Source organism: Actinoplanes sp. L3-i22 (assembly GCF_019704555.1).
In the GTDB taxonomy this organism is placed as follows: domain Bacteria; phylum Actinomycetota; class Actinomycetes; order Mycobacteriales; family Micromonosporaceae; genus Actinoplanes.
Window position 1 is genome coordinate 10,741,986 of the sequence record NZ_AP024745.1, and the last position, 23,669, is coordinate 10,765,654.

Genomic DNA, 23,669 nt, shown 5'->3' on the forward strand with positions numbered 1-23,669 from the left:
GAGTCGGAGTCGGCTGCCTGGAGCGGGGCTGGCCGGAGCGGCGGGGCTGGCTGGGGTGGAGTCCCGGTGGCTGAGGGTGGGCGAGGGTGGCGAGCGGGCGGCGGTCGCGCCCAGCAGTCGCGTTGGACCGGCCTGGCAAAACCGTCGCCCGCTCTTCCGTCCCGGGGTGGCTGGGCCGCTGCGGGGCGGTGGGTCCATCATAGTTTCATTGGGCTGTAGGTACAACGTGACGGATCATCGTGGTCACGTAAAATACTTGCCATGATCGATCATTCGGCGGACCGGGCGGTCTTTCGACAGCTTGCTGACCTGCTGCGGGATCGTATCCAGTCCGGCGAGTTGGGGCCGGGTGAGCCGCTGCCCAGTGAGCTGCGGCTGGCTCAGGACTATGGGATCAGCCGGACCACGGTGCGCCAGGCGATCGGGCAGCTGCGGACCGAGGGGCTCGTCACGGTCGACCGGCCACGTGGGACATTCGTCCGGGTGCCGGAGCCGGTGCAGGTCATCGCCCTGGCCCGCGGCGAGCGGGCCGGCGCCCGGATGCCGACCGACGCCGAGCGACGGAAATACCGCCTCGGCGAGGGCGTGCCGGTCCTGGTGGTCACCACGCAGGAGGGTGTGGAGACGGTCCACCCCGCCGACCGCGTCCAGCTCACCCGCCCCTGACCAACCAAGCCGCATTCCAGCACCATAGGGACGGGGTACGACAAGAACGCCCGCCCGCGCAATAGACGCGCGCAACGCCAGTGTCGCCCGAGCCAATCGGAGCGCGGATGCGCCCGTCGGGCGGCGGATCGCTCAGATGGTGGCCGCGCGCTGGCAAGAGCCAGACTGTTCGGATGACGGCCGGGCGCCGGGAAAAGCTCGACGACTCGGATGAAGGCAGAGCGCCGGGAAAAGCTCGACGACTCGGATGGCGGCTGAACGCAGCGCCGATATCGGCTGGGCGCGGGGCACACTGAACATCGTGGACGCCTATCGCCGCCGGCCGAGAACGAAGCGTGTGACCGAGCTGCACGAAGCGCTGCCCCCGGCCCTGCGCGACGCCGTGGACCGGTTCGGGCATCACCTCGCGGTCGTCGAGGACCGCTCGGCGCACACCGTCCGGGCCTACCTGGGCGACGTCGTCTCGCTGCTCGCGCACGCCGCCGACCAGGGCTGCACGACAGTGGACGACCTGGACCTCACGGTGCTCCGCGGATGGCTGGCGGCCCGGCTGGGCGAGGGCGCCGCCCGTACGTCGCAGGCCCGTCGTGCCGCAGCGGCCCGGACCTTCACCGCATGGTCGCACCGCATCGGCCTCGCCCCCGCCGACGCCGGCGCCGGTCTGGCCAGCCCGCGCGCCCACCGCGACCTACCCCACGTCCTCCGCGCCGACCAGGCCGCCGCCCTGGTCACCGCCCCCGGCTCCCGCCCGGCCCCAAGAAACGCCCCCGAACCCGGCACCGCCTCAGAAAACGCACCAAAAAGCGCCCTAAAAGATGCCCTGGAAGGCGCCCTGGAAGACGACCAAGCGCCCGACACCACCTACCGGGCCGACGAAAGCGATCACCCGGACCAGGCCGCGGACAACGCGGAAGCGATCCGGGACCGAGCAGTACTGGAACTCCTCTACGCGACCGGAATCCGCGTCAGCGAGCTCTGCAACCTCGACCAGTCCGATATCGATCACACTCGGCAGGTGGTCCGGGTCTTCGGCAAGGGCGGCAAGGAGCGCGCCGTCCCCTACGGCCACCCGGCCCGCGACGCCCTCGCCACCTGGCTCCGCCTCGGCCGCCCGGCACTGGCCACCGCGAACAACGCAGCCCGCCCAGCGTCTGCCACCGCGAACAACGCGAACAACGCAGCCCGCCCGACGCCAGCCACCGCCAACAGCGCAGCCCGCCCAGCATCGGCCGCCGCAAACCGCGTGGCCCGCCCGAACCAGGGAAAGGCGAAGAAAGCCGGAGACCCCCTGTTCCTAGGACTAAAGGGCGCCCGCCTACAACCCACCGTCGTCCGCCGAATAGTCTCCGCCGCCGCCCAGCTCGCCGGCCTCCCCCACACCAAACCCCACGACCTGCGCCACTCCGCCGCCACCCACCTGCTCGACGGCGGCGCCGACCTGCGCGCCGTCCAGGAACTGCTCGGCCACAGCTCCCTGTCGAGCACCCAGATCTACACTCACGTCTCCACCGAGCGGCTGCGTGCCGCTTTCAATCAGGCCCATCCACGGGCCTGAACACCGTACGATCGGAGACCATGAGCGCCGAAGATCCACCGCCGCCCATTCCCGGCGCCCGGCTCCTGTTCTCCCTGGACCCGGCGGTCTCCTACCTCAACCACGGCTCGTTCGGGGCGCTCCCGATCACCGTGCAGCGCGCCCAGCAACGGCTCCGCGACGAGATGGACCTGAATCCGATGCGCTTCTTCGGCGTCGGGCTGCTGGACCGGATCGTCCACACCCGACGGCATCTGGCCGCGTTCCTCGGCGCCGACCCGGACGGCAGCGCGCTGACCACGAACACCACGACCGCGGTCAGCCTGGTGCTGCAGTCGGCCGGCCTGGGCGGCTCGGACGAGGTGCTGCTCACGGATCACACCTACGGCGCGGTCGCGATGGCGGTGCGGCGGGAGTGCCGGCGGACGGGCGCGACCGCGCGCACGGTCGCGGTGCCGCTGGGCGCTTCCGGGCCGGAGATCGTCGCCCGGGTCCGGACCGCGCTGCGCCCCGGCCGCACGAAGCTGCTCATCATCGACCAGCTGACCTCGGCCACCGCCACGCTCCTCCCGGTCCGGCAGATCGTGGCGGAGGCCCGTGCCCAGGGCATCCCGGTCTTCGTCGACGGCGCGCACGTGCCCGGCATGCTGCCGGTGAACGTGTCCGAGATCGGCGCCGACTTCTGGGTCGGCAATCTGCACAAGTGGGCCTGGGCGCCGCGCGGCACGTCGCTGCTGGTGGTCGCCCCGGAGTGGCGGCGGCGGATCGACCCGCTGGTCGTCTCGTGGGAGCACGACCAGGGTTTTCCGCTGTCGGTCGAGTTCCAGGGGACGCTCGACTACACCCCGTGGCTGGCCGCGCCGGCGGGCGTCTTCGCGATGCGCACGCTGGGACTGGACGCGATCCGGGAGCACAACGTGCGGCTCGCGGCGTACGGGCAACGGGTTCTCGGCGAAGCCCTCGGCCTCGCGCCGGCGGACCTGCCGGAGCCCGGCGCGGGGGTGTCGATGCGGATCGTGCCGCTGCCGGCCGGCGTGGCCACCACCATCCCGGAGGCGCACGCGCTGCGTGGGCACATCGCCGACAAGCTGGGCGTGGAGACGCAGGTCAACGCGTGGGGCGGGCGGGGTCTGCTGCGGTTGAGCGCGCAGATCTACAACCGGCCGGAGGAATATCATCACCTGGCCGACCGGCTGCCCGCCCTGCTCAGCGCCTGGCATTGGTAGGAGCCGGACCCGGCCGAGCCCGAGCAGGGTGAGCGGGTCGAGGTAATCCGCCCCGCGCCGGACGCCCCAGTGCAGGCAGGCGGCGACCGGGCAGCCGGGATGCCCGGCGACCAGGGTGCCGAGCGGCTCCCCGGCGCGCACCGGGTCGCCGACCGTGACGGCCGCCGTGACCGGCTCATAGGTGCTGCGCAGGCCGCCCGCGTGGGCGACGCTGACCACCCCGCGCCCGGCCAGTGGGCCGGCGAAGACGACCGTCCCGCCCGCGGCGGCCCGGACGGTGTCGCCGGGCGTGCCGCCGAGGTCGACCCCGCGATGCCCGGGCAGCCACGGCGCCGGTGGCGCCTCGAAGCGCCGGGTCACCTGTGCCGGGGTCAGCGGCCACGACCAGGGGCCGGCGATCGGCATCGCGGCCAGGAGAAGAGCCCAGAAGAGGAACATGCGGGCGAGTCTGGCCAGCCGTCACCCGGCCGGCGACCCGCCCTGTGGACAACCTCGCGGTGTGGAAAACCCGTCAGCCGCCGAAGTTGGCGTCATCCGGCAGCGAGATGTCCGGCTTCTCCAGCTCCTCGACGTTCACGTCCTTGAACGTCATCACCCGCACGTTCTTGACGAACCGGGCCGGACGGTACATGTCCCAGACCCAGGCGTCGTGCATCTCGACCTCGAAATACACCTCGCCGTCGGAGTTACGCACGTGCAGGTCCACCTGGTTGGCCAGGTAGAACCGGCGCTCGGTCTCCACGACGTAGGAGAACTGGCGGACGATGTCGCGGTACTCCCGGTAGAGCTGCAGCTCCATCTCGGTCTCGTACTTCTCGAGATCCTCTGCGCTCATCGTGTCTCGCCCTCCATGGCCTCATCTTCCCCCACCGACGGCGACGGCTGAGGCTGCTCGCCCGACGCCACGCCGACGGTACCCTCAGCCGCGACCGGAAGCAGCAGCGGCTCGGTAACGGAAACATCGAACAGGGACGGCACCGGCGCCGGAACGGGCCGTCTGGCCCGTGGCGGCACGTTGACCCGGCCCGAGGCGGCGGCCACGTTCACATACGAGAACCGGTGCTCGGTGCAGGGACCGTGCCGCAGCAGTGCGGCGCTGTGCTCGTCCGTTATATAACCTTTGTGCACGGCGAAGCCGTAATCCGGGAACTTGTCGTGCAACTCCACCATCAGCCGGTCCCGGGTGACCTTGGCCAGCACGCTCGCCGCCGCGACGCACGCCGCCACCCGGTCGCCCTTCCACACCGCCAGGCCGGGCACGCCCAGCCCGTCCACCGGGAAGCCGTCGGTCAGCACATAATCCGGCCGGACGGTCAGCGAGGCCAGTGCCCGCCGCATCGCCGCCAGGTTGCAGACGTGCAGGCCGCGGGCATCCACCTCGGTGGGCGGGATGATCATCACGGACCAGGCCAGCGCGCGGGCGACGACCTCGTCATACACCCGCTCGCGGGCGGCCGCGGTGAGCAGCTTGGAGTCGGCCAGGCCGGGCACCTCGCCGCGCTTGCCCGCGGGCAGGATCGCCGCGGCCGCGACCAGCGGACCGGCGCACGCGCCGCGGCCGGCCTCGTCGGCGCCGGCCACGTGCTCGAAGCCGCGCCGCTGCAAGGCCTGTTCCAGGGCGTAGAGCCCGGCTTCGCGCCGGACCACCGTGCGGGGCGGAGCAAACATCACAAACCCGCTTCCGGTACGTCGTGAGCCCCGCCCGAGACCCCGTCGACCTGCTGCGACCGGAGCAACGCCGCCAGGTCCACCGGATAGATCAGCTCGTCGCTGGCCTCGATCTCGGCCGCCGACCACCACCGGTGCTCGATGATGGTGAGCTTCTCCTCCTCGTCCATCCCCGCGGTGTCGACCTGCCAGTCGGCCACCCGGAACAGGAAGAAGTCCTGCGTCTGCACGTAGTCGCGACCGTTGTAGGAGAACTCGGCCCGCTCGTGCCGGATCGGGGCGCCCAGCTCGGCCGGGCCGGCGACCCGCAGCCCGGTCTCCTCGAAGAGCTCGCGGGCGGCCGCCTCGACCGTGCTCTCGCCCGGCTCCAGCCCGCCGCCCGGGGTGAACCACCAGCGCATCCCCGGCCGGGCCGGATCGCCGCCGTGCAGCAGCAGGGCGCGCCCGGCCAGATCGACCAGGAGCACCCGGCCGGCACGGCGCGCGATGGCGGGCTGGTTCGACTCGGTCACCGGTCAAGCCTAAGCGCCCGGGATGGATCTTTCGAACCGCCCTCTCAACGGGCCGCGGCGTCCGGGACGTCGTTGTACGTATCGGGCACCGTCAGCCAGGTCGCCCGGCCCGCCGGCCAGAAGATGGTGAACGCCCGCCCGACCACCGAGTCGATGGTGATCGTCGCGTCCTGGATCTTGCCGGCCTCGTCGGCCGCGGTGCTCTGCTCGTAGTGCTCCAGCGAGTCACCGGAGGCCTCGCGGTGGTCGCCCATCACCCAGAGGCGCCCGGCCGGGACGGTGATGTCGAACTTCTCGTCCGCCACCTGGTTCCGGTTGCCGTCCGCGTCGGTGTAGATGTACGGCTCGTCCAGCGAGTGCCCGTTGATCACCAGACGGTTCTGGGTGTCGCAGCAGACCAGGTGGTCACCGGGGGTGCCGATAACCCGCTTGATGAAGTCCTCACCCTCGGTGCCGGACTGCCACTCGGTCGGCGCCTTGAAGACGATGATCTCGCCGCGCTTCGGATCCCGGAAGTCGTAGACGAGCTTGTTGACGAGCACCCGGTCCCACACGTTCAGCGTGTGCTCCATCGAGGGGGACGGGATGTAGAACGTCTGCAACACGAACGCGCGCACCAGGACGGCGACCAGGATGGCCACGCCCAGCAGAATGGGAAGCTCGCGCCAGAAGGATCCCCGGCGCTTTTCGGTCTGCTCGTCAATCACGCTCGGAGCCTACGTCGTCGGCTTATGAATCTCATGCCGGAACGCGCGGACAGGGCGGCGGTCAACAACAACGGGAAAATGCTCCCGGCCACCTGGGGATCCTGTCGCGGCTGCGGTCCCGCGGGCCCGAGCGCGGCGGTCGGATGGTCCTGCGCGTACTGCTTCCAGACGTCCGGGACGTCGTGGCCGGTGAATCTGCTGCTCGGCCAGACGGTCACGAACGCGCGCCCGATCACGTTCTCGATCGGGACCGGACCCTGGCAGCGGGCGTCCTGGGAGACCTGGCGATGGTCGCCCATCACGAACATCTGCCCGGCCGGCACGGTGACCGCGGCGAACTTCCGGCTGGTGCACTGACCGGCGATCGGGGGCTGACTCAGGTCGGAGTTGTAGCCGTCGGCGATGTAAGGCTCGTCGATGCCGACCCCGTTGACCGTGATCCGGCCCTGGTCATCACAGCAGGCGACGATGTCACCCGGAAGGCCGATCACCCGTTTGATGAAGTCCCGCTCACCGGGACGGCTGACCCCGACCAGGTCGCCGATGGTCCGGCCGAGTTTCGCCCCGAACGTGTTGCTGACCGGCTCGGTGACCTCGGGCGCCCAGTTGTCGGTGCCGCGGAACACCACGATCTCGCCGCGCAGCGGGTCGCGCATGTCGTAGACGACCTTGTTGACCAGCACCCGGTCCTTGAGCTCCAGCGTCTTCTGCATCGACCCGGAGGGGATGTAGAACGCCTGGACCAGGAATGTCCGGATGAGCACGGCCAGGCAGAACGCCACCACCAGCAGCAGCGGCAACTCCTGCCAGAGCGGCATCTCCTTGCGCCTGCTGAGCATCGACCGCCGACGAGGGGACGGACGATAGCCTTCCATCGGATCCACGCTTCGCATCTCCTGACGCCTACCGGCCGAACCGCCCCCGGATACAGCACTACCGCCCGGGTTTCCCGACTAGGGGAAGTTACGGGCGGTAGGACTGGAATGGTTCACCATCCGGCACAGCAGCCAGCCTAGGCCCTCGCCGCTGTGCCGAATCTGAGAGGCTCAGACAGTCTGCTTCTCGCGAAGCTCCTTGATCTTGGCCTTCTTGCCCCGCAGCTCACGCAGGTAGTAGAGCTTGGCGCGGCGGACGTCACCACGGGTGACGACCTCGATCTTGTCGATCACCGGGCTGTTGAACGGGTAGGTCCGCTCGACGCCGACACCGAAGCTGATCTTGCGGATCTTGAAGGTCTCGCGCAGGCCACTGCCCTGACGACCGATAACGACGCCCTGGAAGACCTGGACACGGGAACGGTTGCCCTCGACGACCCGGGCGTACACCTTGAGGGTGTCACCGGCGCGGAAGTCGGGGAGGTCGGTGCGCTGCGACTGGGAGTCGAGCTCATCCAGCGTGTTCATCGCTGCATCCTTGTAGAACTAAAGCGCACCGGGTGTTCGGCGCGCGGATGAGTACTTCTGACCCCCCGCGACATCAGGGGGTCCTCGTCGCACCGCACGGCGTGAGGCGAGACGGCAACCTCCCTACTTTGCCACACCGGGTGGCGGGAGCTCCAATCCGGCCTCGGCCAGCGCCTTCCGATCCTTCTTGTCCAGATTCTCGGAAGGGTAGGAGGCGAAGAGGTCCGGCCTCCGGGCCGAGGTGCGCAAGAGGCTTTCGGTACGGCGCCACCGGGCGATCCGCCCGTGATCCCCGGACCGCAGCACGTCCGGCACCTCGCGCTCCCGCCAGGCCGCCGGCTTCGTGTAGACCGGGGCCTCCAGCAGGCCGGCCGCGTGGGACTCCTCGGTCAGCGAGTCCGCGTTGCCGAGCACGCCGGGCAGCAGCCGGGTGATCGCCTCCATGATCACGATGACCGCGACCTCGCCACCGAACAGCACGTAGTCGCCGAGGGAGACCTCGCGCACCGGCATCCGGTCCGCGGCGTCGTCGATCACCCGCTGGTCGATGCCCTCGTACCGGCCGCACGCGAAGACCAGGTGCGGCAGCGCGGCCAGCTCGTACGCGTCGGCCTGGGTGAACGGGCGGCCGACCGGGGACGGGATGACCAGGGTCGCCCCGGGTGCGGCGACCGCGTCCAGCGCCTCGCCCCACGGCTCCGGGCGCATCACCATGCCGGGGCCGCCGCCGTACGGGCTGTCGTCCACCGTCCGGTGCACGTCATGGGTCCAGGTGCGCAGGTCGTGCACGGTGAGATCGAGCGTCCCGGTGCTCCGCGCCTTGCCGATCAGCGAGAGGTCGAGCGGGGCGAAGTAGTCCGGGAAGATCGAGACGATGTCGACCTTCACAGATCCAGCAGTCCTTCGGGAAGGTCGACCACCACACGGCCACCGGCCAGGTCCACGGTCGGGACGATCGCCATCACGAACGGGATGAGCGCGGTCCCGCCTTCCGGCTTGGCCAGGACGATCAGGTCCGACGACGGCGCGTGGTCGATCCGCTGCACGGTGCCGAGCACGGCCCCGTCGAGCGACTCCACGCGCAGCCCGACCAACTGGTGGTCGTGGAACTCCTCCGGGTCCTCCGGGGGTGCCATGTCGGCGCTGTCCAGCTGCAGGTACACGCCGCGCATCGCCTCGGCGACGTTGCGGTCGTGGATGCCCTCGAAGACGGCGATGCCCCGGCCCTGATGCCAGCGGATCGACTCGAGAGTGAGTTGTTTCGGAACTTCGAAGAGAGCCCCGGGGGCGGGCGCGGCCGCCGGGCCGGTGCTCACCCGGCGGTCCCGGGGGACCTCCGTGGTGAACACCTGCCCGGCGGTGAAGCGTGCCTCGGGCTCATCGGTCCGCACGACCACCGAGACCTCGCCCCGGATGCCGTGCGGTTTGCCGATCTGGCCGACGACGAGCAGCATCGATCAGTACGCGTCGACGATGTCGACGCGGATACCGCGCCCACCGATCGACCCGATCACCTGACGCAACGCCTTGGCCGTACGCCCGCCGCGCCCGATGACCGTTCCCAGGTCCTCGGGGTGCACACGGACCTCGAGCCGCTTGCCGCGGCGCGAGTCGACCAGGCGAACCCGGACGTCGTCCGGGTTGTCGACGATGCCCTTGACGAGGTGCTCCAGCGCCGGCCGGAGCGCCCCGTCAGCTCGCGTCGGCGCCGGCACCGGCCGGGTCCTCCGCCGTCTCGGCGACAGCCTCACGGGTCGGCTCGGCGGCCTCGGCGGGCTTCGACTCGGCAGCCGGCTTCTCAGCCGCAGCCTTCTCGGCGGCGGGCTTCTCAGCCTTGGCCTTCTTCGGCGTGGTGGCCGGCTTGGTGGTCTCGGCGAGCCCCAGGGCAGCCTTGGCCTCCGCCTCGTACACCTCGGTCTTGCTCTGCTTGCTCGGCGCGACCAGCAGCGGCGGCGGAGCCGGCAGGTTCTTGAACTTCTGCCAGTCGCCGGTCTTCTCCAGGATGCGCTGCACCGGCTCGGACGGCTGCGCGCCGACGGAGAGCCAGTACTGCACACGCTCGGACTTGACCTCGATCACCGAGGGGTGTTCCTTCGGCTGGTAGATGCCGATGTACTCGATGGCGCGACCGTCACGCTTGGTGCGCGAGTCGGCGACGACGATGCGGTACTGCGGGTTGCGGATCTTGCCCATCCGCAGGAGCCGGATCTTAACGGCCACGGTTTATTCGCTCCTGATGACTGCGTGGGTGAGCCGACCGGACACCACGTGGGGATGCGGGACCGATGCCTCGTGGATTGGCAATGCGAGAGGGGTTAGAGGGCGCCTCACGACATGCCGGATACCAACAAGCCATTCTGCCAGATGGGAGGCCGGGAATCCCAACCGGGTGGCAGCGACCACCCGACCCCCGTCAAAAGCCATTTCTCAGTACGAACGGCCCAGGTACGCGATCAGGTCCGGCTCCTCGTCCGACTCCGGCATGGTGCCGTCCTCGCGGGTCAGGCAGCGGACCGTGACGGCCTTGCCGTTCGCCTGCTTCTCGCCGGCCTCGCCGACCGCCGACCACGGCACCCGGGCCCAGCCGGTCTGCGATGCCTCGATCGCCTCGTCCAGCGTCTTCACGTCGACGGTGCGCTCGACCCGGAACGCCAGCGCGTCGTCGTAGAGCCGCTGCTGGTCGGCCTTGAGCGCGGCGACCACCGCGTTGGCCACCTCGGCCAGGGCGATCGGCGACTTCGAGCCGTCCACCCGGCGGGCCACCACCGCGTTGCCGTTGGCCAGGTCCCGCGGACCGACCTCGACCCGGATCGGGATGCCCTGCAGTTCGGCGTCGACCGCCCGGCGACCGAAGGGGATGTCGCTGCGGTCGTCGAGTTTCACCCGTACACCCGCGGTTTTGAGATCGTCGCGGAGCTGGGTGGCCGCCTCGGTGACGCCCTCGCCTGCCTTGACCACCATGATCTGGACCTGGATCGGCGCCAGCCGCGGCGGCAGCCGCAGGCCGTTGTCGTCGCCGTGCACCATGATCAGGCCGCCCAGCATCCGCGTCGAGGTGCCCCACGACGTGGTCCAGGCGTGCTCGACGGTGCGCTCGGCGGACGAGTAGGTGATGTCGAACGCCTTCGCGAAGTTCTGCCCGAGCTCGTGCGAGGTGCCCATCTGCAGCGCCTTGCCGTCGCCCATCATGGCCTCGACGGTCATCGTGTTGGTCGCGCCGGCGAACCGCTCGCCCTTGGTCTTGCGGCCGGGCACCACCGGGATCGCCAGGATCTCCTCCATAAACGCCTGGTAGACGTTGTGGTGGATGTCACGGGCGTGGTCCCGGGCGTCCTGCTCGGTGGCGTGCGCGGTGTGCCCCTCCTGCCAGAGGAACTCGGTGGTCCGCAGGAAGGTCCGCGGGCGCAGCTCCCAGCGGACCACGTTGGCCCACTGGTTGAGCAGCAGCGGCAGGTCCCGGTACGAGTCGACCCACTTGGCCATGAACTCGCCGATCACGGTCTCGCTGGTGGGGCGCACCACGAGCGGCTCGGCGAGCTGCTTGCCGCCGGCGTGGGTGACCACGGCCAGCTCCGGCGAGAAGCCCTCGACGTGGTCGGCCTCACGGCGCAGGTAGCTCTCCGGGATGAAGAGCGGGAAGTACGCGTTCTGTACGCCCTGGTCCTTGATCCGGGCGTCCATGTCGGCCTGCATGCGCTCCCAGATGGCGTAGCCGACCGGCCGGATCACCATCGTGCCGCGCACCGGGCCGTTGTCGGCGAGTTGCGCCTTGGCGATGAGGTCCTGGTACCAGCGGGGGAAGTCCTCCGCACGGGGAGTGAGCACGCGAGCCATGAGGCAGCATCCTAGTCTCGCCCCGAGCGCAACCAGCCGGGTGGGCATCCCGTGTCCCTCTGCGGAGAAGGACGGGGTGACGGATGGATTTCGACGGCTTCTACCGGGACACCTCCCGGCGGCTGCTGCGATACGCGTACGGACTGACCGGCGATCCGGGCGAGGCACAGGACCTGGTCCAGGAGGCCTACGCCCGGGCGTGGCAGCGATGGCGCAAGGTTTCCGGCTATCAGGATCCGGAGGCGTGGCTGCGGCTGGTGGTGAACCGGCTCTCGGCCGACCGGTGGCGCCGGATCGGGGTCCGCCGGACCCGGGCCGCGGCCGAACCACCCCTCGACCCGGTGAGCCCGCCGTCCGAGGACGTGGTGCTGCTGGTCCGGGCGATGCGGGCGCTGCCGGACACGCAGCGGCGCGCGCTCGCCCTGCACTACCTGCTGGATCGTTCGATCGCCGAGATCGCGGCCGAGACCGGGACCTCGCTCGGCACCGTCAAGTCCTGGCTGTCCCGGGGCCGCGCCGCGCTCGCGGTCGCCCTGGGCACCGAGGAAGGAGCTCGCCGTGTCCACTGAACTGGACGACCTGTTCACGGCGCTGAGCCGGCAGGCCGACGCGCTCCCGATCGGCACCGCCTCGCAGGCCCGCCGCCGGGGCGAGCAGCGCCGCGCGCGGTCTCGGGCAGTGCTGGCCACCACCGCCGCGGTGGTGCTGATCCTGACCGGGGTGGGGGTGGTCAACGCCAAGCGGCACCGGGGTGCGGAGCCGATCCTGCCGGCCACCACCCCGACCCGGGTCCGCGGTATGACCCCGGTCGGGTCGCCGGTGCAGCCGCCGGCCGGGCAGACGTTCACCTCGGCGCGGATCTCCGGGACCCGGGTGATCGGGTACACCGGCTCCACGGTGGTCGCGCTGGACGCCACGACCGGGCGGACCGTCTGGACCCTGCCCGGGCTGGACGCGACCTACCGCGGCGTGGCCACCTCGGAGAACGCGGTCCTGCTGCTGCGCCAGACCGGGACGAGCGACGAGCCGACCGCGCCGGTCACCCGGGTCCTGGAGATCCACGACCCGGCCACCGGCGCGAAGCGCTGGGAACTGAAGCACACCTCCGCCGACCAGCTCGTGCTGCACCGGGACACGCTGGTCCGGCTGGTCGACGGCGGGCGGCTCGAGGCGTACGACCTGGCCACCGGCCAGACGCGCTGGGTGTCCCGGTCGGACGCGGTGCTGGTCAGCGGGATGCGGACCGAGGCGGACGCGTCCGAGGACGCCGACGGGGGCCTGCTGGACCCGGCGACCGGCAAGGTCTTCCCGTACCGCGACGACCGGGTGGTCACGGTCACCGCGCCGGGCCGGGTGGTGATCCGCGACATCCACACCGGCAAGGTCCGCTCGGCGGTCCAGGGCCGGCCGGAGCCACAGGGGCTGTTCGCGTACGAGGGGATGGTCTACACCGAGCAGTCCGGCACCGAGGGCCGGGCGATCGGCACCCCGTCCAAGATCGTCTACGAGCCGAAGCCGCCCTGGTACCTGGAGGCCGCGTTCCCGTGCGGGCACGACCGGCTCTGCGCGTACGAGTCCAGCTCGGAAACCGACATGCGGCTGACCATGGTCGACGCGACCACCGGACAGGTGCTGCGGACCACCACGGCGGTGCCGTTGACCGGCAGCACCGGGGTCCGGCTCGGCCACGTCATGACCAGCAGCGGGACCGGCAGCGGGACCGCGCTCTACGACGAGAGCGGGCAGGCCCGGTACTCGGACCGCGGGATCGGCGGGTTCGTCGACGACGGCAACGCGCTGACCCTGACCCGGGACGCCGGCGACGGGCGGTTCACCGCCCGGGGCGTCTCCAACATCGACTTCCGCGCGGTCACGCTCGGGACGATGCCGGAGATCGCCGGCCGGTGCGACTGGACCGCGGACCTGCTCACCTGCCCGACCCAGCAGGGCCTCTACACCTGGCGGTTCACCCGCTGACGGCCTGTTTGGCGGCTCATTTGATGACGGCGCCCCGCAGCACGATGCGGCGGGGCGCCCGCACCACCCGCAGGTCCTTGCGCGGGTCGGCGTCGTAGACCACCAGGTCGGCCAGGCCACCCTCGACCAGGCCGCCGAAGCCCAGCCACTCCCGGGCCCGCCAGGACGCCGCGGCGAGCACGTCCACCGCCGGGATCCCGGCGTCCTCGTGCAGGTAGAGCATCTCCTCGGCGGCCAGCCCGTGCCGGATCCCGCCGCCCGCGTCGGTGCCCACGTAGATCGGCACGCCCGCCTCGTAGGCCGCGCGCACCACGTCGGGGAAGTTGTCCCGCAGCGCGATCATGTGATCCGCGTACCCGGCGAACTTCTCCCGCGCCTGGTCCGCGATCGTCCCGAACGTCCGGATGTTGATCATCGTGGGCACCAGGGCGGTGCCCCGCCGGGCCATCTCGTCGATCAGCTCCAGGGACAGGCCGGTGCCGTGCTCCACCGAGTCCACCCCGGCCTTCACCATCACCTCCACGCCCTCCTCGGAGAACGTGTGCACGGCAGCCCGGGCGCCCGCCGCGTGCGCGGCCTCGACCGCCGCGGTCATGGTCTTCGCGTCCCAGCTCGGCGCCAGGTCGCCGACCTCCCGGTCGATCCAGTCGCCGACCAGCTTCACCCAGCCGTTGCCGGCCTTGGCCTGCGCGGTCACCGCGGCGGCGACCTCCTCGGCGGCCACCTCCACGCCGATGTCCCGCAGGTAGCGGCGCGGGGCCGCGACGTGCCGGCCGGCGCGGGCCAGGCGGGGCACTCCGGGTTCGTCGTCCAATTCGGGGTACGGGTACGGCGAGCCCGCGTCCCGCAGCGCCAGCACCCCGGCGTCCCGGTCGACGTGGGCCAGCTCGCGGGCCTGGTCGAGGCTCTCGATCGGCTTCGCCCCGTAGGCGATCCCGAGGTGACAGTGCGCGTCGACCAGCCCCGGCACGATCCACCCGCCGTCACTGATCGTCTCGGCCCCGGCCACGGGCTCGAACGTCACCCGATCCCCGACCAGCCAGATGTCCCGAACCTCACCGTCCGGCAGGACCACCCCACGCACATGCAACGCCATGGAACAGTCCTACCGGATCAGGACTCCTCCTGCGCAGCCAGGATCTCATCACGCAGCACGGTCAGCGCCGCAACATCGATCTTTATCGGATAGGGAACTTCCGTTTCGAAGATCTTGTTGGTGCTGGTAACGAGGTCATAGCCGGTTTCACCCAGCCGGAACTCGCTCAGTTCGATGCCATCCGCGAAGGAGATCGGATCAACGATCAGGTAGGTCTCGACGCCTGCCGCGGCAAAGATTCTGATCTTGCCCCACGTGTCACGAAAATGAGAACTCGGCGAGACGATCTCGACCACGAGGATCGCCTTTTCGATGGGCGCCGGGGTACGCGCGAGCACACTCTTGCGGACAACCACGACGTCCGGCCTCGGCTCGTTGCCGCTGTCGACCTTCATCGAGTAGTCCGTCACGGGCAAAAACTCCTTGGGGCAATTCTGCTCCAAGATCGCGGCCAGCTTCTGGCCGAGTATCTGATGAATGCCAGTGGGGGATGGCAAGACAAGCCTTCCGTCGATCAACTCATAACGGAGATCCGGCGGAAGGCTGGCCAGGTCGTCAACGGTCCAATCGTCCTTGTCGGGCGAGAACAGCCGCGGGTCGATAGGCGCGTGCAGGACAGCGGTCATGAGCTCCTCCTCGCTGGGATCGACACTCATGCTACTTGCCCCGCGACTAGTTGCGCCATGACTCGATTCAGCGATCCTTGTCCTTCGGCTTCTGCAGCTTGTTGAAGTCGAGTTTCGGCAGCTTGAAGCCCGGCGGCATGCCACCCCCGGCGAGCGCGCCCGGGTCCAGCCCCGGCGGCAGCTGCGGCATCCCGCCCGGGAATCCGGCCGGCATCCCACCCCCACCCGTACGCGGGCGGTTGTTCTTGCCCTTGCGCTTGTTCTTCGAGCTCTTGGTGGCGCTGCGGCGGCCGCCCGGGAGGCCCATCATGCCGCTCATCTGCTTCATCATCTTCTGCGCGTCGGTGAAGCGGTTGAGCAGCTGGTTCACGTCCATCACGGTGACGCCGGAGCCGTTGGCGATGCGCAGCCGGCGGGACGCGTTGATGATTTTCGGCTCGGTGCGCTCCTTCGGCGTCATCGAGCGGATGATCGCGGTGACCCGGTCGAAGTGGCTGTCGTCGAGCTCGGCCAGCTGGTCCTTCATCTGGCCCATGCCCGGCATCATGCCGAGGATGTTGGCGATCGGGCCCATCCGCCGGACGGCGATCAGCTGGTCCAGGAAGTCCTCCAGCGTGAACTGCTCGCCACCGAGCAGCTTGCTGGTCATCTTCTCTTTTTGATCGTCATCGAAGGCCGCCTCGGCCTGCTCGATGAGGGTCAGCACGTCACCCATGCCGAGGATCCGGCTGGCCATCCGGTCCGGGTGGAAGACGTCGAAGTCCTCCAGCTTCTCACCGGTGGAGGCGAACAGGATCGGCTGGCCGGTGACGTGCCGGACGGAGAGCGCGGCGCCACCGCGGGCGTCGCCGTCGAGCTTGGAGAGGACCACGCCGGTGACGCCGACGCCGTCGCGGAACGCCTCGGCGGTCTGCACCGCGTCCTGGCCGACCATGGCGTCGATGACGAAGATGACCTCGTCCGGGTTGACCGCGTCCCGGATGTCGCGGGCCTGCTGCATCATCTCCTCGTCGATGCCGAGACGCCCGGCGGTGTCGACGATGACGATGTCCTTCGCGGTGCGCTTGGCGACCTCGATGGAGTCCTTGGCGACCTTGACCGGGTCGCCGACGCCGCTGCCCGGCTCGGGCGCGTAGACGTCGACGCCGGCCCGGCCGCCGACCACCTGCAGCTGGTTGACCGCGTTGGGGCGCTGCAGGTCGGCGGCGACCAGCAGCGGCTGGTGACCCTGGCCCTTGAGCCAGCGCGACAGCTTGCCGGCCAACGTCGTCTTACCGGCGCCCTGGAGGCCGGCGAGCATGATGACGGTGGGCGGCTGCTTGGCGAAGACCAGGCGCCGCCCCTCACCACCGAGCGTGTTGATCAGCTCTTCGTGGACGATCTTGATGATCTGCTGGGCAGGGTTGAGGGCTTGGGATACCTCGGCGCCCCGCGCCCGCTCCTTCAAGCTGGCGACGAACGCCTTGACCACCGGCAACGCCACGTCGGCCTCCAGCAACGCGAGACGGATCTCGCGTGCGGTGGCGTCGATGTCGGCATCGGTGAGTTTGCCTTTGCCGCGGAGCTTGGTGAAGATCCCGGACAGGCGGTCACTCAGGGTGTCAAACACGGTGCGACTTCCCGTTGGTCGGTGGTGATGGCGTCGCCCGCAAGCCTATCCGCAGCGGACGACCCTCACCGGTTCCGCATCCGGTACGTCTTCGTCGCCGCCTCGATCCGCCGCTGCGTGCGGGTCCCCGGAGCGATCTCGCGCTTGACCTTTCCGTAGAGCCAGAGCCCACCGCCGACCACCGCGGCGATCAGCACCAGGTAGAAGAACGCGCCGAACAGCGCGTGCGCCACCCAGCTCACCACGACCACGCTACCGATCACCGCCAGCAGGAATACGACTGCCTTGCCCATCTGGACCCTCCCGGTCTCGACTGCGCTTACCACCATGCCTGGTCCGCGCAACGGCCCGCATCGGCCGAGCCCCTGAGACGTTCCCCTAGGGGTGGGACTTTCCGGATAACCCCCACCACGTGAACAACAGCCGTATACCGGCATTAAAGGGTATAGACCGCAACTTCCCTCTCGACCGTGGCGTTGAAGCACGCGTGGTGCGGCGAAAGGACGACGGCGTGACCCTGCGGCGGATTCTGCGTCGGACGCCCTGGCCGATCCGGAGACGGATCGCCCAGGCCGCCGGAAGCCGGCTCCTGCCCCGGATGGCGCCCCGGCGACGACTGCGGGTGGCCCGCGCCCTGATGCCGATCGAACCGGCCCGCGGCGGCCGGCCCGCCGCCACCGGACAGGCCATCCGGGTGCGTACCCCGCAGGGCCGGCTCAGCGCCCGGGTGGTGGCCGCGACCAGCCCCGCCGCCGCGCGCCGGGCCAACCTCGACCGGGTCGCCGACGCGCTGGACCTGGCCGGCGTCGACTGGTTCCGGCTGCCCGCCCCGCAGCCCACCGGCACCGCGGTCGGCGTCCCGGAGACCGACCGCGACCTGGTGCTGCGCATCCTGGCCGGAATCGCCGAGCGGGACCACGGGAGGATCCGGCGCAGCGGCCCGGACGGACGCGTCATCGCCGTCTGCTGGCCGGTCACCGACCCCGGCGGCAGCCTGGTCCTCGGCCCGGAGCAGGCCTGCGAGGTCGAGCTCTGGCGGGTCGAGCGGGGCAGTCTGGTCGCGCCGCGGCCCAACCCGATCGCCGACCGGATCCCGGCCGCCGAGCCGGTCGTGATCGCCCCGGAGCCGGTCTTCGGCGCGTTCTGCTCGCCGGACGACACCACCGGCTACCGCACCCGGCAGGTCTTCACCACGCTCGACCCGGACCGGATCGACTTCCCCGTGGACGTGGTCTACACCTGGGTGGACGGGGACGATCCGGCCTGGCGGCGGCGCAAGGAGCGGGCGCTGGCCGAGAACCCGTGGGTCGGCGCGGCGCACGGGCAGGCGGCCAACGACGCCCGCTTCACCAACCGGGACGAGCTGCGCTACTCGATGCGCGCGCTGCACCACTTCGCGCCCTGGGTCCGCCACGTCTACCTGGTCACCGACGATCAGGTGCCGGCCTGGCTGGACCTGGCCCACCCGCGGCTGACCGTGGTCGGCCACCGGGAGGTCTTCGGCGACACCGGCACGCTGCCCACCTTCAACTCGCAGGCGATCGAGTCGCGGCTGCACCGGATCCCCGGGCTGGCCGAGCACTTCCTCTACCTGAACGACGACGTGATCCTGGCCCGGCCGGTCACCCCGGACCTGTTCTTCACGGCCGGCGGGCTGACCAAGTTCTTCCCGTCGCCGTCGCTGGTCGACCTGTCCCCGCGCGGGCCCGGCGACCGGCCGGCCGACTCGGCGGCGAAGAACAACCGGCGGCTGATCCGGGACACCTTCGGGCGGGTGCTGACCCGCAAGATGATGCACACCCCGCACCCGTGCCGGCGCAGCGTGCTGACCGAGGTCGAGTCGCGCTTCGCCGAGCAGGTCCGGAGCACCGCCGGGCACCAGTTCCGGCACCCGGACGACGTGTCGCTGCTCTCCTCGCTGCAGCAGTACTACGCGTACCTGACCGGCCAGGCCACCCCCGGGAAGATCCGCCACCGGTACGCCGACCTGGCCGACCCGTGGACGCCGTTGAAGCTGGCCACCCTGCTGCGCCTGCGCAACGCCGACACGCTCTGCCTCAACGACGTGGACGGCCGGGACGCCGCGCCGGACGAGCTGGATTCGCTGCTGGCCGACTTCCTGCCGGCGTACCTGCCCTTCTCCGCCCCCTTCGAGCTGCGCGAACCACGCGCCGCCACGATGCCGGCCCCGCCGGCCCGTCAACCCCGCCGGCCGGTCCGGACCGTCGCGCTGCCCCCCGTCGCGTGATCACACCCAAACACGACAAGGAGATTCGCTTGAGCTACGACGTGGTCATCCTCGGCCTGGGGTACGTCGGCCTGCCGCTCGCCCAGCAGGCGATCCGGGCCGGCCTGTCGGTGCTCGGCTTCGACGTCGACGAGACCGTGGTCAAGTCACTGACCGACGGCCGGTCGCACGTGGACGACCTGAGCGACGCCGACGTCGCCGCCATGGTCGCCGCCGGCTTCCGGCCGACCTGCGACGAGACCGAGATCGCCGCGGCGCGGACCGCGGTGATCTGCGTGCCGACGCCGCTCTCCGAGGGCGACGGGCCGGACCTGCGCGCGGTCACCGGCGCGTCCGCCGCGGTGGGCCGCAACCTGCGCCCGGGGATGCTCGTGGTGCTGGAGTCGACGACCTATCCGGGCACCACCGACGACGTGGTCCGGCCGCTGCTCGAGGAGCTCTCCGGGCTGACCGCGGGCACCGGCTTCCGGCTGGCGTTCTCGCCGGAGCGGATCGACCCGGGCAACGCCGAGTACGGCGCGCACAACACCCCGAAGGTGGTCGGCGGGTTCACGCCGGCCTGCACGGACGCGGCGGCCGAGTTCTACGGGCGGTTCATCGAGACGGTGGTCCGGGCCCGCGGCACCCGGGAGGCGGAGACCGCGAAGCTGCTCGAGAACACCTACCGGCACGTCAACATCGCGCTGGTCAACGAGATGGCGCGGTTCTGCCACGAGCTGGACATCGACCTCTGGGACGTGATCAACGCGGCGTCCACCAAGCCGTTCGGCTTCCAGGCGTTCTACCCCGGGCCGGGCGTCGGCGGGCACTGCATCCCGATCGACCCGAACTATCTTTCGCACAATGTGCGGAGCAAGCTCGGCTACCCGTTCCGCTTCGTGGAGCTGGCCCAGGAGATCAACGCGACCATGCCGGCCTACGTCGCCCGGCGCGCGCAGAACCTGCTCAACGCGGACGGGCAGGCGGTGCGCGGGGCGACCGTGCTGCTGCTGGGCGTCACCTACAAGGCGAACATCGCCGACCAGCGCGAATCGCCGGCCACCCCGCTGGCCCGCCAGCTCGCCGCGCTCGGCGCCACCGTCGTCTATCACGACCCGCATGTCCGGAACTGGTCATTCCCCCGCACCGACGACCTGGAGGGCGCGGTCGCCTCGGCCGACCTGGTGATCCTGGTCCAGAACCACCGCGAATACGACGCCGATCACCTGGCCCGCCTGGCCAAACGCTTCTTCGACACCCGCGGCGTCACCACCGTCCGCGAGGCGCACCGCCTCTGATCTTCCGCGCGCTTCATCGGCCCGGTCCATGTCCGCTGTGGTCCGGGCCGCTTCGTTTGCCTCGGTACGTCCTGGCGAGGCACCAACCGCACCGGCCCACGCCCTGGGTCCGACGACGCGACGCCGATGCCACTCAAGACTCCGGCCGGCGGCTTGCGCGTCAGTCCGTGGGCACGGCCGGCGCTCCCCGGACCACAGACTGACGCGCAAGCCGCGGGCCGGGGCCGGGACCGGCCGCGGCGTCGCGAGGTTGGACCGGGGGCCGGACACCGGCCGTACCGTCGAAGGGTTTCAAGAGAAGGTCCAGCGTGAGTTGAGGTAGTAGTTGAGCAGGGGAATGAGGGTCAGCGCGACCGGCTGGACCAGCGGATACGGCGCGTCGAGGACCTCGGTGCCCAGCCAGAGGACGGTCGTGTTGATCGTGAAGGCGACCGCGGTGACGATCAGGAACTTCGATCCGGCGAGCGCGTGGCCGGCCGAGGAGCGGAACACCCACATCCGCTGCAGCAGGTAGGACACCGCGATGCTGGCGACGAACCCGGTCGTCGAGGCGAGCACCGGGCGCAGGTGCAGCACGTGCACCCCGAACAGGCCGATGCCGAAATGGGTGATTGTGCTGGCTCCGCCGCTCAACGCATACCGGATCAGGCGCCCCCACCGCATCTCAGTGGTGACGGGCACGCTCGGCCCACTGTTCCGGGACATCGAGCGACCGTAACGTGTCCGCGCCACCGGGCCGCGGCCCGGCCCACTCTTGGACCAGGTAGCGCGGCCGGCCCCGGACCTCCTCGTGGATCCGGGCCAGGTACTCCCCGATCACCCCGAGCCCGAGCAGCACGAACGTCCCGGTGATCAGCAGCAGCAGGATCACCGTGGGGAACCCGGCCACCGAATGGCCCTGCATCCACCGGACCAGGGTCTGGATCCCGAGCACCACCGAGAACCCCGCGAACGTCAGCCCCCCGAGCGTGACCAGGTGCAACGGCGCCGAGGTGAACGACGTGAGGCCGTTGACCGCGAGCCGGAACAGCGACCGCGCGGTCCACCGCGACGCGCCGCCCTCCCGGTGATCGATGTCGATCTCGACGGTCTCCCGGGTGAAGCCGATCCAGCTGCTGGTGCCGCGGAAGAACGACGAGTGCTCGGGCATCCGCAGCAGCGCGTCCAGCGCCGGCCGGGCGAGCAGCCGGAAGTCGGTCGCGTTGACCAGGTCCACCTGGGTCAGCCGGGTGAACGCGCGGTTGAACACCCGCGCGCCGAGCCGGCTGCTCAGCGACTGGCCGGTGCGGTTGCGCTTGACCGCCTCGACCACCTGCGCGCCGGCCCGCCAGCGCCGGATCATCTCCGGGATCACCGCCGGCGGGTGCTGCAGGTCGGCGTCGATCACGATGGTCGCGTCGCCGGCCGCGTGCTCCAGACCGGCCAGCAGCGCGGCCTCCTTGCCGAAGTTGCGGGACAGCCGCAGCCCGCGGACCCGCGGATCGGCGCCGGCGTGCGCGGCCACCCGGCTCCACGAGTCGTCGGCCGAGCCGTCGTCGACCAGGATCAGCTCGTAGTCGTGGCCGTCAAGCACCTCGGCCATCCGCCGGACGAACCGGTCGACGCCCGCGCCCTCGTTGTAGACCGGCGCCACCACCGAGATCACGACGGTGCCCGGGTGCAGAACGGGCGGTGCGCGAGCCGGTAGGTGGCCTGGTTCACGGCCTGGTCGAAGCGCCGCATCTCGGCCGGGTAGCCGGTCCGCCGGTCGCGCGGCAGGCTCGCCCGGAACTGGTCGCGCAGCGTGCAGCGGCGCCCGTCGCCGGCCACCGAGCGGTCGAAGTCGACGATCTCCTGGGCCACCCGGTCGTGGACGTACGCCGGTTTCTCCGAAGCCACGCCGGCCCGGTAGTCCCGGTTCGCCGAGGTGGAGACCGCGGCGATCACCACGAGCAGCAGCACCCCGGCGAGCGTGCCGCGCCGGTGCGCCCGCCCGCTGAGCCGGTCCCGCGCGCACACCGCGGTCAGCAGCGCGACCGTGAGCAGGGTGCCGCCCGCCCCGGCCAGCGCGCTGTCCCGCCAGCCCAGGCCCCACCAGCCGGCCGCGGCGAGGTGCTGCATCTGCTCGTTGAGCGCGCCCATCGTGGCGGCCGGCACCAGCACGGCCAGGCCGGTCGCGGCGAGCGCCAGGGCCTGCCGGCGGTCCGGGGTGTCGCAGCGCGGCAGGTCCCGCCAGAACCGGCGGACCAGCAGGAGCAGGGCGATCAGGGCGACCAGCAGGGCCGGGCCGACGGTGTGCCCGTACGGCCCCTCACTCGCCCGCTGCCACATCAGCGGCGGCACCCACGAGGTGAGCCGGTTCGGCAGCGCGCCCAGCGTCCCGGCCGGCGCCACGTCCGAGCCGGAGTAGCAGGTCCCGGCCGCGCACCGGCGCGCGATGATCATCCGGACCGGGATCGCCACCGGCAGGAAGCCGGCCCAGAGCAGCCCGGTGAAGCGCGCGCCCGCGCCGGTGCCGATCTCCCGCCACCGCAGGGCGAGCACCGTCCGGGCCCGGATCAGCACGGCGAACACCGCCAGCGGCAGCGCCAGCCAGGCCATCTCGTTGAACCCGGCCAGCACCGCGCCGGTCAGCACGGCGAGCCCGCCCAGCCGCGGGCCGAGCCGGATCCGCCCCACGGTCCGGGCCGCGGCCGCGGCGACCAGCAGCACCAGCGCGGCGGTCAGGAAGTAGAGCCCGCCGAACAGGACCGTGGTGCTGGTCCGGCCGGCCGCCACGAAACTCCCGCCGACCGCGAACGGCAGCACCGCGGCGACCAGCGACGGCGGCCCGGCGAACGCGCGTCCACGGCTCAGCACCGACTCGGCCAGCACCACGGTGGCCAGCGTCAGCACCACCGCACTCGCCGACGAGACCAGCCGCAGCGACACGTTGGCCGGCAGCCCGAGCAGGTCGGTGAGCGCGAACGTGACGGTGTCCAGCGCCCACTCGACCATCCGGCCGAGCGGGCGGAAATTGCCCAGGTTCAGGTACTGCGGCACCGAGCGGAACGCCTCGGCGGCCAGTTCCCACGGGCGGGTCAGGTAGCGGGCGCCGTTGGCGTAGACGTTGAACCGGTGGTCGGCGCTGGGCGGCAGCGCGATCAACGGGGCCAGCACGATCACCGGGACCAGCACGCAGCGGAGCACGATGGCCCGCCACACCGGCCGCCAGGGCCGCGGCGGCGCGGTCACCGGAGCCGGCCGGGCCGGTGGCCGGTCGATGGCGCTCAACGTCTCGGCTGTCACACCAGAGGCAACGAGGGCC

General features: G+C 71.0%; 25 protein-coding genes and 1 pseudogene. 7 read left to right on the forward strand and 19 right to left on the reverse strand.

Annotated features, from left to right (window positions below):
- Positions 1-261: 261 nt before the first annotated feature.
- The 3 genes from L3i22_RS47515 to L3i22_RS47525 all read left to right on the forward strand — a co-directional run bounded on the left by L3i22_RS47515 (position 262) and on the right by L3i22_RS47525 (position 3,426).
- Positions 262-666 carry a GntR family transcriptional regulator gene (locus L3i22_RS47515; protein WP_221323974.1) on the forward strand — a complete coding sequence of 135 codons (405 nt, stop codon included), beginning with the start codon at positions 262-264 and terminating at the stop codon, positions 664-666.
- Between the two features lie 247 nt (positions 667-913).
- A complete protein-coding gene (locus L3i22_RS47520) occupies positions 914-2,221 on the forward strand; it encodes a tyrosine-type recombinase/integrase (RefSeq protein WP_221323975.1) in 1,308 nt (435 codons plus the stop codon).
- Positions 2,222-2,241: 20 nt separating this feature from the next.
- Entirely contained in the window at positions 2,242-3,426 is a 1,185-nt protein-coding gene (locus tag L3i22_RS47525; RefSeq protein WP_221323976.1) for an aminotransferase class V-fold PLP-dependent enzyme, read from the forward strand.
- 45 nt (positions 3,427-3,471) lie between these two features.
- Here the strand turns inward: L3i22_RS47525 and L3i22_RS47530 are convergent.
- The 12 genes and pseudogenes from L3i22_RS47530 to proS form a co-directional block, all read right to left on the reverse strand.
- Positions 3,472-3,864, reverse strand: a pseudogene (locus L3i22_RS47530) (murein hydrolase activator EnvC); the annotation flags it as partial.
- A 73-nt stretch (positions 3,865-3,937) separates the two neighbouring features.
- Positions 3,938-4,261: a DUF2469 domain-containing protein gene (locus tag L3i22_RS47535; protein ID WP_043532656.1), complete on the reverse strand. Its 324-nt coding sequence runs from the start codon at positions 4,259-4,261 to the stop codon at positions 3,938-3,940.
- The gene (locus L3i22_RS47540) at positions 4,258-5,094 is read right to left on the reverse strand and encodes a ribonuclease HII (RefSeq protein WP_221323977.1); all 837 of its coding nucleotides are present in this window, start codon (positions 5,092-5,094) and stop codon (positions 4,258-4,260) included. Before L3i22_RS47540 ends, L3i22_RS47535 begins: the two co-directional genes overlap by 4 nt.
- Positions 5,094-5,606 (reverse strand): NUDIX hydrolase, encoded by a 513-nt coding sequence (locus tag L3i22_RS47545; RefSeq protein WP_255657689.1) that lies wholly within the window; start codon positions 5,604-5,606, stop codon positions 5,094-5,096. The genes L3i22_RS47540 and L3i22_RS47545 overlap by 1 nt, the downstream gene beginning before the upstream one ends.
- 44 nt (positions 5,607-5,650) lie before the next feature.
- Entirely contained in the window at positions 5,651-6,313 is a 663-nt protein-coding gene (lepB, locus tag L3i22_RS47550; protein ID WP_221323978.1) for a signal peptidase I, read from the reverse strand.
- Positions 6,310-7,188 (reverse strand): signal peptidase I, encoded by an 879-nt coding sequence (gene lepB, locus L3i22_RS47555; protein WP_255657690.1) that lies wholly within the window; start codon positions 7,186-7,188, stop codon positions 6,310-6,312. The genes lepB (L3i22_RS47550) and lepB (L3i22_RS47555) overlap by 4 nt, the downstream gene beginning before the upstream one ends.
- A gap of 171 nt (positions 7,189-7,359) precedes the next feature.
- Complete coding sequence (gene rplS / locus L3i22_RS47560) at positions 7,360-7,716, reverse strand: 50S ribosomal protein L19 (RefSeq protein WP_221323980.1); 357 nt, start codon at positions 7,714-7,716, stop codon at positions 7,360-7,362.
- A 123-nt stretch (positions 7,717-7,839) separates the two neighbouring features.
- A complete protein-coding gene (gene trmD / locus L3i22_RS47565; protein ID WP_221323981.1) occupies positions 7,840-8,604 on the reverse strand; it encodes a tRNA (guanosine(37)-N1)-methyltransferase TrmD in 765 nt (254 codons plus the stop codon).
- Entirely contained in the window at positions 8,601-9,167 is a 567-nt protein-coding gene (rimM, locus tag L3i22_RS47570) for a ribosome maturation factor RimM (RefSeq protein ID WP_221330506.1), read from the reverse strand. The genes trmD and rimM overlap by 4 nt, the downstream gene beginning before the upstream one ends.
- A 6-nt stretch (positions 9,168-9,173) precedes the next feature.
- Entirely contained in the window at positions 9,174-9,431 is a 258-nt protein-coding gene (locus L3i22_RS47575; protein ID WP_014447131.1) for an RNA-binding protein, read from the reverse strand.
- A complete protein-coding gene (gene rpsP / locus L3i22_RS47580; protein ID WP_221323982.1) occupies positions 9,409-9,936 on the reverse strand; it encodes a 30S ribosomal protein S16 in 528 nt (175 codons plus the stop codon). The genes L3i22_RS47575 and rpsP overlap by 23 nt, the downstream gene beginning before the upstream one ends.
- Before the next feature lie 207 nt (positions 9,937-10,143).
- Positions 10,144-11,550 (reverse strand): proline--tRNA ligase, encoded by a 1,407-nt coding sequence (proS, locus tag L3i22_RS47585; protein WP_221323983.1) that lies wholly within the window; start codon positions 11,548-11,550, stop codon positions 10,144-10,146.
- 83 nt (positions 11,551-11,633) lie between these two features.
- Between proS and L3i22_RS47590 the strand changes: the two genes are divergently transcribed.
- Both L3i22_RS47590 and L3i22_RS47595 read left to right on the forward strand, forming a co-directional pair.
- Positions 11,634-12,119 (forward strand): SigE family RNA polymerase sigma factor, encoded by a 486-nt coding sequence (locus L3i22_RS47590; protein WP_221323984.1) that lies wholly within the window; start codon positions 11,634-11,636, stop codon positions 12,117-12,119.
- Positions 12,109-13,527 carry a PQQ-binding-like beta-propeller repeat protein gene (locus L3i22_RS47595; protein ID WP_221323985.1) on the forward strand — a complete coding sequence of 473 codons (1,419 nt, stop codon included), beginning with the start codon at positions 12,109-12,111 and terminating at the stop codon, positions 13,525-13,527. The genes L3i22_RS47590 and L3i22_RS47595 overlap by 11 nt, the downstream gene beginning before the upstream one ends.
- 16 nt (positions 13,528-13,543) lie before the next feature.
- Here L3i22_RS47595 and L3i22_RS47600 read toward each other — a convergent pair whose 3' ends face one another.
- The 4 genes from L3i22_RS47600 to L3i22_RS47615 all read right to left on the reverse strand — a co-directional run bounded on the left by L3i22_RS47600 (position 13,544) and on the right by L3i22_RS47615 (position 17,187).
- Positions 13,544-14,623 carry an amidohydrolase family protein gene (locus L3i22_RS47600; RefSeq protein ID WP_221323986.1) on the reverse strand — a complete coding sequence of 360 codons (1,080 nt, stop codon included), beginning with the start codon at positions 14,621-14,623 and terminating at the stop codon, positions 13,544-13,546.
- Positions 14,624-14,640: 17 nt separating this feature from the next.
- A complete protein-coding gene (locus L3i22_RS47605) occupies positions 14,641-15,249 on the reverse strand; it encodes a Uma2 family endonuclease (protein WP_221323987.1) in 609 nt (202 codons plus the stop codon).
- A gap of 67 nt (positions 15,250-15,316) precedes the next feature.
- On the reverse strand, positions 15,317-16,858 hold the full coding sequence (gene ffh, locus L3i22_RS47610; RefSeq protein WP_221323988.1) for a signal recognition particle protein: 1,542 nt from the start codon (positions 16,856-16,858) through the stop codon (positions 15,317-15,319).
- Positions 16,859-16,923: 65 nt separating this feature from the next.
- The gene (locus L3i22_RS47615) at positions 16,924-17,187 is read right to left on the reverse strand and encodes a hypothetical protein (protein WP_255657691.1); all 264 of its coding nucleotides are present in this window, start codon (positions 17,185-17,187) and stop codon (positions 16,924-16,926) included.
- A 158-nt stretch (positions 17,188-17,345) separates the two neighbouring features.
- Here L3i22_RS47615 and L3i22_RS47620 point away from each other — a divergent pair, with 158 nt between their 5' ends.
- Both L3i22_RS47620 and L3i22_RS47625 read left to right on the forward strand, forming a co-directional pair.
- Positions 17,346-19,106, forward strand: coding sequence for a stealth family protein (locus tag L3i22_RS47620; RefSeq protein WP_255657692.1), 1,761 nt, complete (start codon positions 17,346-17,348; stop codon positions 19,104-19,106).
- Between the two features lie 29 nt (positions 19,107-19,135).
- A complete protein-coding gene (locus L3i22_RS47625; RefSeq protein WP_221323989.1) occupies positions 19,136-20,383 on the forward strand; it encodes a nucleotide sugar dehydrogenase in 1,248 nt (415 codons plus the stop codon).
- 291 nt (positions 20,384-20,674) lie between these two features.
- On the opposite strand, the gene L3i22_RS47630 is transcribed toward L3i22_RS47625, so the two are convergent.
- The 3 genes from L3i22_RS47630 to L3i22_RS47640 are packed head-to-tail and all read right to left on the reverse strand — an operon-like array spanning position 20,675 to position 23,635.
- On the reverse strand, positions 20,675-21,064 hold the full coding sequence (locus L3i22_RS47630; protein WP_255657693.1) for a GtrA family protein: 390 nt from the start codon (positions 21,062-21,064) through the stop codon (positions 20,675-20,677).
- Positions 21,048-22,028: a glycosyltransferase family 2 protein gene (locus L3i22_RS47635; RefSeq protein ID WP_255657694.1), complete on the reverse strand. Its 981-nt coding sequence runs from the start codon at positions 22,026-22,028 to the stop codon at positions 21,048-21,050. Before L3i22_RS47635 ends, L3i22_RS47630 begins: the two co-directional genes overlap by 17 nt.
- Positions 22,025-23,635: a hypothetical protein gene (locus L3i22_RS47640; protein WP_221323991.1), complete on the reverse strand. Its 1,611-nt coding sequence runs from the start codon at positions 23,633-23,635 to the stop codon at positions 22,025-22,027. The genes L3i22_RS47635 and L3i22_RS47640 overlap by 4 nt, the downstream gene beginning before the upstream one ends.
- Between the last annotated feature and the right edge of the window lie 34 nt (positions 23,636-23,669).